General features: G+C 59.6%; 15 protein-coding genes. 14 read left to right on the top strand and 1 reads right to left on the bottom strand.

The genetic code is table 11. From position 1 onward, the window contains the following. Position 1: 1 nt before the first annotated feature. The 14 genes from BMY45_RS21200 to recX all read left to right on the top strand — a co-directional run bounded on the left by BMY45_RS21200 (position 2) and on the right by recX (position 10,515). Positions 2–1,042: a phage baseplate assembly protein gene (locus tag BMY45_RS21200; protein ID WP_092401084.1), complete on the top strand. Its 1,041-nt coding sequence runs from the start codon at positions 2–4 to the stop codon at positions 1,040–1,042. 251 nt (positions 1,043–1,293) lie between these two features. Next, on the top strand, positions 1,294–1,803 hold the full coding sequence (locus BMY45_RS21195) for a phage baseplate assembly protein V (protein ID WP_092401081.1): 510 nt from the start codon (positions 1,294–1,296) through the stop codon (positions 1,801–1,803). Next, on the top strand, positions 1,803–2,201 hold the full coding sequence (locus BMY45_RS21190) for a phage GP46 family protein (protein ID WP_047230011.1): 399 nt from the start codon (positions 1,803–1,805) through the stop codon (positions 2,199–2,201). The genes BMY45_RS21195 and BMY45_RS21190 overlap by 1 nt, the downstream gene beginning before the upstream one ends. After that, the gene (locus tag BMY45_RS21185; RefSeq protein WP_092401077.1) at positions 2,191–3,231 is read left to right on the top strand and encodes a baseplate J/gp47 family protein; all 1,041 of its coding nucleotides are present in this window, start codon (positions 2,191–2,193) and stop codon (positions 3,229–3,231) included. The genes BMY45_RS21190 and BMY45_RS21185 overlap by 11 nt, the downstream gene beginning before the upstream one ends. Continuing rightward, complete coding sequence (locus BMY45_RS21180; RefSeq protein ID WP_092401075.1) at positions 3,219–3,818, top strand: YmfQ family protein; 600 nt, start codon at positions 3,219–3,221, stop codon at positions 3,816–3,818. The genes BMY45_RS21185 and BMY45_RS21180 overlap by 13 nt, the downstream gene beginning before the upstream one ends. 11 nt (positions 3,819–3,829) lie before the next feature. Next, positions 3,830–4,993 carry a phage tail protein gene (locus BMY45_RS21175; protein WP_092401072.1) on the top strand — a complete coding sequence of 388 codons (1,164 nt, stop codon included), beginning with the start codon at positions 3,830–3,832 and terminating at the stop codon, positions 4,991–4,993. After that, the gene (locus tag BMY45_RS21170) at positions 4,990–5,499 is read left to right on the top strand and encodes a phage tail protein (RefSeq protein WP_092401069.1); all 510 of its coding nucleotides are present in this window, start codon (positions 4,990–4,992) and stop codon (positions 5,497–5,499) included. Before BMY45_RS21175 ends, BMY45_RS21170 begins: the two co-directional genes overlap by 4 nt. A gap of 51 nt (positions 5,500–5,550) precedes the next feature. Continuing rightward, positions 5,551–6,651 carry a phage tail protein gene (locus BMY45_RS21165; protein ID WP_092401066.1) on the top strand — a complete coding sequence of 367 codons (1,101 nt, stop codon included), beginning with the start codon at positions 5,551–5,553 and terminating at the stop codon, positions 6,649–6,651. 7 nt (positions 6,652–6,658) lie between these two features. Continuing rightward, the gene (locus tag BMY45_RS21160) at positions 6,659–7,216 is read left to right on the top strand and encodes a tail fiber assembly protein (RefSeq protein ID WP_092401063.1); all 558 of its coding nucleotides are present in this window, start codon (positions 6,659–6,661) and stop codon (positions 7,214–7,216) included. 34 nt (positions 7,217–7,250) lie between these two features. Further along, positions 7,251–7,814, top strand: a complete 564-nt coding sequence (locus tag BMY45_RS21155; protein WP_092401060.1) for a glycoside hydrolase family 19 protein — start codon at positions 7,251–7,253, stop codon at positions 7,812–7,814. Positions 7,815–8,069: 255 nt separating this feature from the next. After that, complete coding sequence (locus BMY45_RS28690) at positions 8,070–8,285, top strand: lysis system o-spanin lipoprotein Rz1 (RefSeq protein ID WP_371913969.1); 216 nt, start codon at positions 8,070–8,072, stop codon at positions 8,283–8,285. A gap of 117 nt (positions 8,286–8,402) precedes the next feature. Then, positions 8,403–8,903: a CinA family protein gene (locus tag BMY45_RS21145; protein WP_092401054.1), complete on the top strand. Its 501-nt coding sequence runs from the start codon at positions 8,403–8,405 to the stop codon at positions 8,901–8,903. An 83-nt stretch (positions 8,904–8,986) separates the two neighbouring features. Then, positions 8,987–10,039, top strand: a complete 1,053-nt coding sequence (gene recA / locus BMY45_RS21140) for a recombinase RecA (RefSeq protein ID WP_047230023.1) — start codon at positions 8,987–8,989, stop codon at positions 10,037–10,039. Positions 10,040–10,047: 8 nt separating this feature from the next. Further along, entirely contained in the window at positions 10,048–10,515 is a 468-nt protein-coding gene (recX, locus tag BMY45_RS21135) for a recombination regulator RecX (RefSeq protein ID WP_092401050.1), read from the top strand. Between the two features lie 46 nt (positions 10,516–10,561). Here the strand turns inward: recX and BMY45_RS21130 are convergent, their stop codons facing one another. After that, positions 10,562–11,680, bottom strand: coding sequence for an LOG family protein (locus BMY45_RS21130; RefSeq protein WP_092401047.1), 1,119 nt, complete (start codon positions 11,678–11,680; stop codon positions 10,562–10,564). Positions 11,681–11,867: the final 187 nt, after the last annotated feature.

The raw sequence follows: 11,867 nt of genomic DNA, 5'->3' as shown, positions 1-11,867 counted from the left end.
CATGAACGAGCTCGACAACGCTGTCTCGCTCACCGTCGGCGGGCTGGATTACGGCGGCTGGAAAAGCGTGGAAATCAGTGCGGACCTGGAGCGGCAGTTCCGCACCTTCAAGCTTGACATCACCTGGCAATGGCCGGGGCAGACCCAGTCTGTGCCAATTCGTCCGGGGGATGAATGTCAGGTGCGCATCGGTGCCGACCTGGTGCTCAGCGGCTACGTGTTCAAAGCCCCGGTCAGTTATGACGGGCGCCAGATCAGCCTGAGTATCGAGGGTGGCTCCAGGACCCAGGACTTGGTGGACTGCGCGGCGATCAATCGCCCGAGCCAATGGCGCGGGCAAACGGTGCTGAGCATTGTCCAGGCCCTGGCCTCGCAATATGGCGTGGGAGTGATCAGTGAGATCCCTGAAACCGCTCGGTTGAGCGAACACAGCATCGTGCCGGGGGAAACGGTCTTTCAATCCATCGACCGTCTGCTGACGTTGTTTCGGGTGTTTTCCACTGACGACGCCGAAGGCCGCGTGTTGCTGGCTAAACCCGGTAGTGGCGGGCGAGCCAATGATGTGCTGGAACTGGGTAAAAACATTCTCTCGGGCAACGCACCGATGGACTACAGCCAGGTGTTCTCCGAATACCGGGTCATCGGCCAGCACAAGGGCAATGATCAGCAGAGCGGGGCGGCGGTGAGCGAAGTTTCCGGCACCGCTACGGACCTGGGCTTCAAGCGCAAGCGGGTCACGGTGATCAGCGAAAGCGCGCAATTGACCTTCGAACTGGCCCAGCAGCGAGCCGACTGGGAAAGCGCAATCCGCACTGGCAAGGCCCTGACCACGACCTATCGCGTGCAGGGCTGGCGTCAGGCCAATGGCGATTTGTGGCGGCATAACACCCTGGTGCGGGTGATCGACCCGGTGCTGGGGTTTGACGGCGACATGCTGATCTCCAAAGTGACGTATTCACTGTCTGCCCAAGGCTCCGTCACCACCCTGCAAGTCGCCCCGCCCCATACGTTCGACGCGAACCCGACGCCACCCAAATCCTGAGCCCAACGCAAAACTCCTGGTGGGAGCGGGCTTGCTCGCGAAAGCGGTGGGTCAGCTTGCCTCAATGTTGAATGAGCCCACGCCATCGCGAGCAGGCTCGCTCCCACAGGGGGATCTTTGCCGAATACAAAACTTGATCCACTGGAGATCTCTTGTGGGAGCGAGCCTGCTCGCGATGGCGTCGGTACAGCCAACAGAAGTTATGGCCAATAAACATCGCTTTCAAACTTCCGATTCTCAAGGAAACCTCAATGAGCCTACTGACCCGCCTCCTGGCGCGCGGCACTGTCGTGCTCGCCAATTCGGCTACCAAGTTGCAATCGCTGCAAATGCGCCTCACTGCCGGCGAAGTGAATGACGATATGGAGCACTTCGAACCCTACGGCTTCACCAGCAATCCGCTGGCCGGGGCAGAGGGGATCGCCACGTTCCTGGGCGGTGACCGTTCCCATGCCGTGGTGCTGGTGGTCGCCGACCGTCGTTTCCGCCTCAAGGCCCTGGCCCCTGGCGAAGTGGCGATCTACACCGACGAGGGCGACAAGATCCACTTCAAGCGTGGCCGGGTCATCGACATCCAGACTGCGACCCTGAACATCCGCGCCAGCAGCGCGGTGAACATCGACAGCCCGGTCATCAACCACACCGGCAAGCTCGTTTCCCAGGGCGACCAGATCGCCGGCGGCATCAGCCAGATCAAGCATGTGCACGTCGGCGTGCAGGCCGGTAACGGCCAAACCGGCATGCCGGCGGGAGGCCAGTGATGTTCATCAGCCAGAACCTTCACGCCGCGCTGACCCGCTCGGTGCTGATCAGCCTGTTCACCTGGCGCCGCGCCGCTGACGACGATGCCGTGGATGACGAGCAACGTTTCGGCTGGTGGGGCGACACTTTTCCCACCGTCGCCGACGACCGTATTGGTTCGCGGCTGTGGCTGTTGCGCCGGGTCAAGCTGACCCGGCAGACCCAGCTCGACGCCGAATTCTATGCCCGCGAAGCCTTGCAATGGCTGATCGACGATGGCCATTGCAGCGCCATCGACATCATCAGCGAACGCCTCGACGCCCAGCGCCTGAATCTGCGCACGGTTTTGACCCTGGCCGACGGCGAGCGCCTGGACATCAACCCCGATAACAGTTGGCAGGTGACCTATGCCGTTTGAAACCCCTTCGCTGCCGGTGCTGATCAAGCGCGCCCAAAGCGACCTGGCCAGCGATTCGCTGCGCCAGTCCGATGCTCAAGTGCTGGCTCGCACCCTGGGTGGCGCCGCCTATGGCCTGTATGGCTATCTGGATTGGATCGCTGAGCAGATCCTGCCGGACAAGGCCGACGAATCCACCCTGGAGCGCATCGCCGCCCTGCGCCTGAACCAGGCGCGCAAAGCGGCCCAGGTGGCCAGCGGCAGCGTCAGCTTCACCGCCACCGCAGGCGCTGTGCTGGATGTCGACACGCTGCTGCAGTCCAGCGATGGGCGCACCTACAAAGTGACCAGCGCCCGCACCACCAGCAATGGCCTCAATAGCACCACTGTCGCCGCGTTGGACGCCGGCAGCCTGGGTAATGCCGATGCCGGGCTGGTGTTGACGTCGGTGCAGCCGATCCTTGGGATCGGCAACAGCTTCACCGTGCTGGCGCCCGGGTTGACCGGCGGCCTCGCTCGGGAAAGCCTCGAATCCCTGCGGGCCAGGGTGATCCGCTCCTACCGCATCATTCCCCACGGCGGTTCCGCGCAGGACTATGAAACCTGGGCCCTGGAATGCCCTGGCATCACCCGCGCCTGGTGTCGCGGCAGCTACCTGGGGCCGGGCACCGTTGGCGTGTTCGTCATGCGTGACGACGACCCACAGCCGATTCCCAACACCGAGCAACTGGAAGAAGTCCGGGCCTATATCGAGCCACTGCGCCCGGTCACCGCCGAAGTGCATGTGCTGGCGCCATCCCAGGTGCCGGTGACCTACCGGCTGCGCATTACCCCGGACACCAGCGCCGTGCGCGCCGCCATCGAAGCGCAACTGCGAGACCTGCATAACCGCGAAGCTGGCCTTGGCGAAACCCTCCTGCTGACCCACATCGCCGAAGCCATCAGCAGTGCCACCGGGGAAACCGACCACGCACTGACTGCACCCATCGCCGACGTGGTGGCCGCCAGCAATCAGTTGCTGACCTTCGGAGGCTGCGTATGGCAAGCCTGAGAACCGCCGAGCAGTACCAGGCCCAACTGCGCAGCCTGCTGCCCAGCGGCCCGGCATGGGACCCGGAGCGGGTGCCGGAACTGGAAGAGGTGCTGCAAGGCATCGCCCAGGAATTGGCGCGTCTCGACGCCCGCGCCGTCGACCTGCTCCACGAAATGGACCCGGCGGGTGTGAGTGAACTGGTGCCGGATTGGGAGCGGGTGATGAACCTGCCTGACCCGTGCCTGGGCGCTACACCGCTGTATGACGACCGCCGTTTGGCGGTGCGTCGGCGGTTGTTGGCGGTGGGCAGCCAGGCCATTGCTTATTACGTGGAAATTGCCAAGAGCCAGGGCTATCCCAACGCCACCATCACCGAACTCAAGGCCCCCCGCATGGGCCGCGCCCGCTTCGGCGAAGCGCACTTCGGCACCTGGCAGGCGCAATTCATGTGGACCCTCAACACCGGCGGTCGCCTGCTGCTCGGCCGACGTTTTGGCGCCAGCTATTGGGGGGAGCGTTTCGGCGTCAATCCGGGTTCGGCGCTGGAGTGCCTGATTCATCGTAGTGCGCCGGCGCATACGAAAGTTCACATCAATTATGACTAGGGAGTAGATGAATGGATTATCCGAAGAGTGTGCCCAGCGCAGGCCTGGTGAATGGGAAGTTCGTGGATGAAAATCCGTTGACCGGGACGCCGGGATCATTGATTCCAGCAGCCTGGGGGAACGGGGTGACGCAGGAAATTGTGAATGTCATCAAGGCGGGGGATTTGACACCGGATGAGACCAACAACGATCAACTGCTCCAGGCGATTCAATCGGTCACCGCGAAGGGCTGGAACCAGGACCTTGCTTTACCGCTCGCCGCGTTGCCGCTGCCGACAATCGCAACGGCCGATGCTCGTCTGCCAATAGCGCCAGCAGCAGTATCAACCAGTGGCGGGCGCGTTTCGATTCCGGCGGGCGTGTATATCAGCATTGGTCAGGAAGTGGTGAGCGGGCGGTTGGGCCGGTCACGCACCTTTGTAACTTCGGCCTGGAGCAGTACCGATTTATTGCCCAGCTCTGGCTATTTTTTAAGAGCGCAGGTGACGGGGGATTCGCTGACTTTTTATATGCAGCGTGGAAGCCTCTACGACGTCGCTCCTGAGTCGCTGAAGGGCACTATAAACGGCGCTTCGGGCGGTGGATTCCAATCCACGCCGTTGGATATGTGCCTGGCTTGGGTGTTGACCGGGGCGCCCGGCTCCTTGCCTGTAGTTCGCTCGATCTACAACCGTTCACGATTGAGTTGGACTCAGACTGTCAATGGCACTGGCGTGGTGTATTTGCCGCTTGATCCGCATGCGCGTGCCGGGCGTCTCGTTTCGGGTAACCCCACGCCTTCTTCAAGTGCCGTGACTTCGCTCGCCTTTGCCCAGGCCGGGTGGGTTGGGGGAAACTACAGCTATCTAAACCCAGCCTCGACAACTATTGTCAACCAGCCAAATGGCTGGACCAACCCCGCAAGCCCTGGGATGTGTGTGCTGTCTTCCAATAACGTTGTCAACGACGTAATGGTCTCTACGATTACGGCCAGTTTTGATCATTCCCAGTTGCGTTCGCTTTGGCAGTCTTATCAGGCCGAGCACACGTTGGGCGCAACCAATGCCGACAGCGACGAATTGCTACTGAGCATGGGGATCAAGGGGCACCAGGCGTTGACTGATTACAGCGTCGGTATCGCTGTCAATTTCACTAATGCAATCAATGTTCACCTGTCTTGGGAGCTGATTCGATGAGAGTCATTCAAGAACTGCATCAGTACGAAGATGAACTCCGTCCGGCTCCGCCGTCCCCCGCCCACACTTGGGAGGGCGGTAAATGGCTATTGAACGAAGAAAATGCCGCCGAGCTATTGCGTATCGAAGGTGAGCGACTGTGCGCCAAAGTGGATGCAGCCGCCGACAGTGCGCGTCGTGCCTTGGTCGGTGATCCGTTACGAGCCATGGAATACCAACAAGCGGCTCTAGAGGCGCAGGCGTTCAAGGATGAGGGTTACCCGAAGAAATCTGTGCCTGTGGCGGTTTCAGCGTGGGTCATCAAAGGGCGAACAGCCAGGCAGGCGACAGACCAGATTCTCGCCAAGGCTGCGGAATGTGATTCGAACTTGCTAATGCTTCGCGAGTGGCGGCTTAAAGCCAAGGCGCAAATCCGAGGGCACATCGCCAAAAACGCCATTGAACTGGCCAACCAAACCAGCGATGACGCGATCAGCGCGCTTAGCCAACTGCGAAGTTCACTCTGACCCCGTCCGTTTTGAGCGTGGTTCTTCTAATTTCAGGTAGAGAACAGAAATATGGACTATCCAAAAAGCGTTCCCAGCGTCGGGCTGGTGAACGGCCGGTTCGTGGATGAAAATCCCGTTGAAGGCACGCCGGGATCTTTGATTCCCGCCGTGTGGGGTAACAGCGTTACCCAGGAGATTTTGGGCGTGATCTCCGCCGCAGGCATCACACCGTCTGAAGCGGACACCGGCCAGTTGATCAAGGCGTTGCAGGCTATTCTCGGGCGTAGCAGCCCGATGCGTTCGGTTGTTACGCGCTTAACGGCTTCAAAAGTGCTGGCGGCCGAGGAACTGGGTCTGGTGCTGATTGATGCCAGTGCTGGAGTGAGCACCGTTACTCTGCCAGCGGCCAACACGGCGCTGGGCGTTCGTGATGTGATTGTGCGGCGTGTGGATAACAGTGGTAACCGTTTGACCGTATGGGCCTCCGGTAGCGACAGGATCCGGTTTCACACTCATCTGGCGGCCAGCGGTTATCCGTTTCTGGTGTTGATGGGCAGCGGTGACTGGTGGCATCTGCGCAGTGATGAAACTGGGGTTTGGTGGCCGGTGGGGCGGTTTGATGCGACGGCGCTGGGGCGTATTTCCTTTGAGAGCACGCGTCAGGTCATTCCCGGTGGGTATGCGGTGCTTAATGGAAATTTGCTGGTGCGTAGCGATTGGCCGTGGTTGTGGGATTACGCGCAATCGTCCGGTGCGTTAGTGACGGAGGGTTCCAGAGGAGGGAACGAGGGCGCGTGGACCAGCGGTGACGGTGCGACGACTTTTCGACTTCCGGATATTCGCGGTGAATTCTTGCGCGTGCTGGATGAGGCCCGCGGGGTGGATGTCGACCGTTCGGCGGGAAGCAGACAAATGCATTCCCTTGAAAGCCACAACCACTTTTTGCCCACCAGTTCAGGTAGTGCTAACCGTCCAGGGCCTAGTATTGCTGATGGTTCTTGGGACGTGACCCGCGACGTTAATGCTGCTCCTGCAACGGGAATAGTCGGTACGACGTACCCCAACCCACTGTTCTTTTCCAGTGGAGAGCTTGTAGGCAATATTGGTACTTTCAGTGCTGAAACTCGTCCCAGAAACATCGCCTATCCCGCCCGAATCAAGCTGATCTGAGGTAGTTATGTTTATTTATCTGTTCGATGATTCCGGTGTTCTATCTGGCCCGGTAGAGCTTTTCGTAACGCCCGGTATGGGCATCCAAATTCCCAGTAACGGCATTCAACTTTCCTTCAAACTTCCAGCCGCTCAAGAACATCATTCGTGGGTCATGGTGAACGGCGTTCCACGAGAAATGGTGGACTGGCGCGGTTCGGTTTATCGCAAGGACAACGGCGCTCATCTGGAGTGGACCGAGTTCGGCCAATTGCCGGACATGTACACAGCCGAACCATGGCCGGGCAATTACTATGTATGGCGCGATACCACCTGGGTGTTTGACGAGATGCTGCAGCTGGCCGACCTCAAGCGCGAAGCCCTGTCAAAGCGCGATAAATTGCTGCGCGAAGCCGTTCAGAAAGTCGCTCCTTTCCAATATGCCGAAGACATCGGCGACGCCAATGATCAGGAACAACTCGCCCTGATGGAGTGGAAGCTTTACAGCGTAGAGTTGAACCGTATCCAGCATCAAACCGGTTTCCCAACCGACATTAACTGGCCGATTGAACCTGTCGCGGGTTGAGCCTCTAAATAAACGTGCTCTCGAAGATTCGACTATGGAAGTCACCCAACAACAACTCCTCACTATCATGCCCAACGCCCGCTCCCAAGCGGGCGTTTTCGTTTCGGCTCTTAATAGCGCCATGTCCAGCCATCGTATCGACACGCCCAAACGCATTGCCGCGTTTCTGGCCCAGGTTGGCCATGAATCGGGGCAACTGCGCCATGTACGCGAACTCGGCGGTGATCAATATCTCAGTAAGTACGACACGGGGCCGTTGGCCGTTCGCTTGGGCAATACACCCCAGGCCGACGGCGACGGTCAGCAATATCGGGGGCGCGGGCTGATTCAGATTACCGGGCGCGACAATTATCGGCGTTGCAGTCTGGGTTTGTTTGGCGATGAGCGATTGCTGGCATTGCCGCAACTGCTGGAGAAACCGCAATGGGCGGCTGAGTCTGCCGCCTGGTTCTGGGATCAGAACGGTTTGAACGAACTGGCTGACCGTGACCAGTTCAATAGCATCACCCGGCGCATCAACGGCGGTTTGAATGGCTTGCAGGATCGTCTGCAACTCTGGGCGCGGGCGAGGGCGGTGATATGTCAGCCTTTGGTTTGATGCCTGTTTCTTCTCGCACCCTTGGCGTCGCTGTGTTGCTGGCGTTGGTGGCCGGCGGCCCGGCGATGTTGGCGTGGCAAGTCCAGACGTGGCGTTATGAGCGGCAACTGGCGCAAACGGCCCAGATCCAGGCGCAGATGTTGAATCAAATAACCCAGGCGGCAGCTATTCAACAAAAGGCCGAGCAAGACAAGCGTCTGGCCCTGGAACAGCAACTTTCCGCCAGCGAACAATCCCATTACCGAGCCTTGAGCGATGCCCAACGTGATCAGGATCGCTTGCGCGATCGTCTTGCTACTGCCGATGTCCGGCTGTCAGTCCTCCTCGACGCCGACGATGTTGCCGCCGGTTGTGCAGTGTCTGCCACCGCCGGCACCGGCGGCGTGGATCATGGCCCCCCACGCGCCCGACTTGACCCGGCGCATGCTCAACGAATTATCGCCATCACCGACGAAGGGGATCGCGGATTGATCGCTCTGCAGGCCTGTCAGGCGTACGTCAGGGCATTTGGGCGGTGATCCGGCGAGCCTTGCAAGCCTGGCATGCTCGTGTACGGTAGGGCCCATTGCATCGAATCAGGAGAGCATCATGGATGACATTACCGAACTGGCCGCTGAGCTGGGCCGACGTCTGCAGCGGGTCAATGCCCATGTGACCACGGCCGAGTCCTGCACCGGAGGCGGGATTGCCGAGGCGATCACTCGTATTCCCGGGAGTTCGGCGTGGTTCGAGGCGGGTTATGTCACCTATTCCAACCGCCAGAAGACTCAGCAACTGGATGTGCCGGCCGAGCTGTTTGCAACGGTGGGGGCGGTCAGTCGCGAGGTGGTGGAGGCCATGGTGCGGGGGGCGCAGCAAAAAAGCCTGGCGCGTTTTGCTGTGGCGGTCAGCGGCGTGGCCGGTCCCGATGGTGGCTCGCCGAACAAACCGGTGGGTACGGTGTGGCTGGCCTGGGGCGTTGGTGACACGGTTGTCAGCGAGCAGCGATTCTTTGCCGGCAACCGCGACGAAGTCCGCCGACAAACGGTGAAGGCCGCGCTAGAGGGGCTGTTGCAACATGCCGCCGCAGAAATCTCAAATCAGGGGTAGGCGATCCTCAATCGCTGTGGAATAATACTGGCTACTTATACAGGTGTTGGCCGTCAGGCCTTATTGATTACGTGAGGACTTTAATGGACGACAACAAGAAGAAAGCCTTGGCTGCGGCCTTGGGTCAGATCGAACGTCAATTCGGCAAGGGTGCCGTAATGCGTATGGGCGATCAGGACCGTCAGGCTATTCCTTCCATCTCCACCGGCTCCCTGGGCCTGGACATTGCGCTTGGCATTGGCGGTCTGCCAAAAGGCCGTATCGTTGAAATCTACGGTCCTGAGTCTTCCGGTAAAACCACGCTGACCCTGTCCGTGATCGCTCAGGCTCAAAAAGCCGGTGCGACCTGCGCTTTCGTCGATGCCGAACACGCCCTGGACCCGGAATATGCCGGCAAGCTGGGCGTTAACGTCGATGACCTGCTGGTTTCCCAGCCGGACACCGGTGAACAGGCCCTGGAAATCACCGACATGCTGGTGCGTTCCAACGCCGTTGACGTGATCATCGTCGACTCCGTGGCTGCACTGGTACCCAAAGCGGAAATCGAAGGTGAAATGGGCGACATGCACGTGGGCCTCCAGGCTCGTCTGATGTCCCAGGCCCTGCGCAAGATCACCGGCAACATCAAGAACGCCAACTGCCTGGTGATCTTCATCAACCAGATCCGTATGAAGATCGGCGTGATGTTCGGCAGCCCGGAAACCACTACCGGTGGTAACGCACTGAAGTTCTACGCCTCGGTTCGCCTGGACATCCGCCGCACTGGCGCGGTGAAAGAAGGCGATGAGGTTGTCGGCAGCGAAACCCGCGTCAAGGTTGTGAAGAACAAGGTCGCTTCGCCGTTCCGTCAGGCGGAGTTCCAGATTCTTTACGGCAAGGGTATCTACCTCAATGGCGAGATGATCGACCTGGGTGTGTTGCATGGTTTTGTCGAAAAATCCGGCGCTTGGTATGCCTACAACGGCACCAAGATCGGTCAGGGCAAGGCCAACTCGGCCAAGTTCCTGGCGGACAATCCGGAAATTGCAGCAACCCTCGAGAAGCAACTGCGTGACAAGCTTCTGAGCCCAGTTGCAGACGTCAAGTCGGTGGCTAACCGCGAGACTGCAGACGACCTGGCTGACGCTGACATCTGATCGATTCGATGACCGTCGTACTCGATACCCTCGTCGCGGTGCGGCGAACCGCGATGGACCTGCTCGCCAGGCGCGAGCACGGTCGAGTCGAGCTGACGCGTAAGCTGCGTCAGCGCGGCGCTGCCGATGAGCTGATCGACACGGCCCTCGACCGTTTGACGGAAGAGGGTTTGTTGTCGGAGTCCCGTTACCTTGAGAGTTTTGTCTCTTATCGAGCTCGTTCGGGGTATGGTCCCTTGCGAATTCGGGAGGAGCTCGGTCAGCGTGGTCTGCAACGCCCGGACATTGAACTTGCCCTGCGCGAAAGCGGTATCGATTGGCAGGCGCAACTGACGGACACCTGGCGCCGCAAGTTCTCAGGGCATTTGCCCATCGATGCAAGAGAGCGAGCCAAGCAAGGGCGTTTCCTGGCATATCGTGGATATTCCATGGAAATGATCAACCGTTTGTTCAGCGGTCGCGGCATGGACGACTAAACAACAACGGCCCGCTATTTTGATAGCGGGCCGTTTTTTTATGGGTTCAGGTCACCTTGATCGGCTCCCAGGTGAGGGGTTGGACCTTGGTGGCGGGCTGGGCCCAGTTTTCCGACAGGTTGATGTAATCCACCAGTTCCCTCAAACGACCGTGATCGCGGGCATTGAAGGTAAAGGCCAGTCGGGTCAGATGGCTGAAACGGGCCTCGTCGTGTTCCTCGCCGGCGTAGGCGTGTTGATGAAAACAATCGTTGAGGCACAGGTCGGCAAACTCCGCCTGCAAATGCCCAAGGGCCTGTTCGTTCAGCTTGTGATTCATACGGATCACGAATTGATGTTTTAGCCAGCGGCTGGAGTGGAAGTTGCTGTAGAACTGATTGATCTCCTCTACGGCCTCTTGAGCGCTGTACACCAGGCGCATCAACTTCATATCGGTTGGCAAGATGTAGCGGTTTTCCTCCAGTTGCTCACGGATGAAGTGCAGGGCGCCTTGCCAGAATTTGCCCCCTGGTACATCCAGCAATACCACCGGCACCAGCGGGCTTTTACCGGTTTGCACCAACGTCAGGACTTCCAACGCTTCATCGAGGGTGCCGAAACCGCCTGGGCAGAGCACCAGTGCGTCGGCCTCTTTGACGAAAAACAGCTTACGGGTGAAGAAGAAGTGGAACGGCAGCAGATTCTGCGTGCCTTCAACGGTCGGATTCGCATGCTGTTCGAAAGGCAAGGTGATGTTGAAACCCAGGCTATGGTCCCGGCCAGCGCCTTCATGGGCCGCGGCCATGATGCCACCGCCGGCGCCAGTGATGACCATCATGTCCGAGCGTGCCAACTCCGCCCCCAGTTCCCGGGCCAAGCCGTACAGCGGATGTTCGATGGGCGTTCGGGCCGAGCCGAAGACCGTGACCTTGCGTCGACCCTTGAATTGTTCGAGCGTGCGAAAAGCGTGCTCCAGTTCTCGCAAGGCCTGCAGCGTGATCTTGGCATTCCAGCGGTTGTGATCTTCCTGGGCCATGCGCAGGACGGTCAGGATCATGTCGCGGTAGATGGGGAGGTTCGGGCTGTTGGGGGAGACCAGGTTGAGTTGCTCTTCGACCTTGCGGGTGAGGTCGTGTCCATGGTTCTCAAAATGACGACTCAGCGAGTCATTCGGTTTGTAAGGCATTCAGCTTCTCCTTCTTGGCAAAACCCCAGCCCGAACGAGAGATTCGTCAGGGCCACGACACTCCGTGTGTCGTTGTCAGCCCAGGACCGTGCCTGGACGTTCGACCTGGTTCGACGCGGCGTGCGACAGGCGACCAAGCCATCCTGCGGGTTCTGCGTTTCCCTTGTATGAAAGAACTGTCACGCGC

The organism is Pseudomonas sp. NFACC39-1 (assembly GCF_900110355.1).
Taxonomy (GTDB): domain Bacteria; phylum Pseudomonadota; class Gammaproteobacteria; order Pseudomonadales; family Pseudomonadaceae; genus Aquipseudomonas; species Aquipseudomonas tehranensis.
Note: the sequence above shows the minus strand (reverse complement) of the source record. Positions and strands in the feature narration are given on the sequence as shown.

Excerpts from the sequence above, each read along its gene's own strand:
- BMY45_RS21165 (WP_092401066.1), top strand. The coding sequence starts at position 5,551 with ATGGACTATCCAAAAAGCGTTCCCAGCGTCGGGCTGGTGAACGGCCGG.
- BMY45_RS21190 (WP_047230011.1), top strand. The coding sequence starts at position 1,803 with ATGTTCATCAGCCAGAACCTTCACGCCGCGCTGACCCGCTCGGTGCTG.
- BMY45_RS21170 (WP_092401069.1), top strand. The coding sequence starts at position 4,990 with ATGAGAGTCATTCAAGAACTGCATCAGTACGAAGATGAACTCCGTCCG.
- BMY45_RS21175 (WP_092401072.1), top strand. The coding sequence starts at position 3,830 with ATGGATTATCCGAAGAGTGTGCCCAGCGCAGGCCTGGTGAATGGGAAG.
- recA (WP_047230023.1), top strand. The coding sequence starts at position 8,987 with ATGGACGACAACAAGAAGAAAGCCTTGGCTGCGGCCTTGGGTCAGATC.
- BMY45_RS21180 (WP_092401075.1), top strand. The coding sequence starts at position 3,219 with ATGGCAAGCCTGAGAACCGCCGAGCAGTACCAGGCCCAACTGCGCAGC.
- BMY45_RS21185 (WP_092401077.1), top strand. The coding sequence starts at position 2,191 with ATGCCGTTTGAAACCCCTTCGCTGCCGGTGCTGATCAAGCGCGCCCAA.
- BMY45_RS21160 (WP_092401063.1), top strand. The coding sequence starts at position 6,659 with ATGTTTATTTATCTGTTCGATGATTCCGGTGTTCTATCTGGCCCGGTA.
- BMY45_RS28690 (WP_371913969.1), top strand. The coding sequence starts at position 8,070 with ATGCCCAACGTGATCAGGATCGCTTGCGCGATCGTCTTGCTACTGCCG.
- recX (WP_092401050.1), top strand. The coding sequence starts at position 10,048 with ATGACCGTCGTACTCGATACCCTCGTCGCGGTGCGGCGAACCGCGATG.
- BMY45_RS21145 (WP_092401054.1), top strand. The coding sequence starts at position 8,403 with ATGGATGACATTACCGAACTGGCCGCTGAGCTGGGCCGACGTCTGCAG.
- BMY45_RS21195 (WP_092401081.1), top strand. The coding sequence starts at position 1,294 with ATGAGCCTACTGACCCGCCTCCTGGCGCGCGGCACTGTCGTGCTCGCC.
- BMY45_RS21130 (WP_092401047.1), bottom strand. The coding sequence starts at position 11,680 with ATGCCTTACAAACCGAATGACTCGCTGAGTCGTCATTTTGAGAACCAT.
- BMY45_RS21155 (WP_092401060.1), top strand. The coding sequence starts at position 7,251 with ATGGAAGTCACCCAACAACAACTCCTCACTATCATGCCCAACGCCCGC.
- BMY45_RS21200 (WP_092401084.1), top strand. The coding sequence starts at position 2 with ATGAACGAGCTCGACAACGCTGTCTCGCTCACCGTCGGCGGGCTGGAT.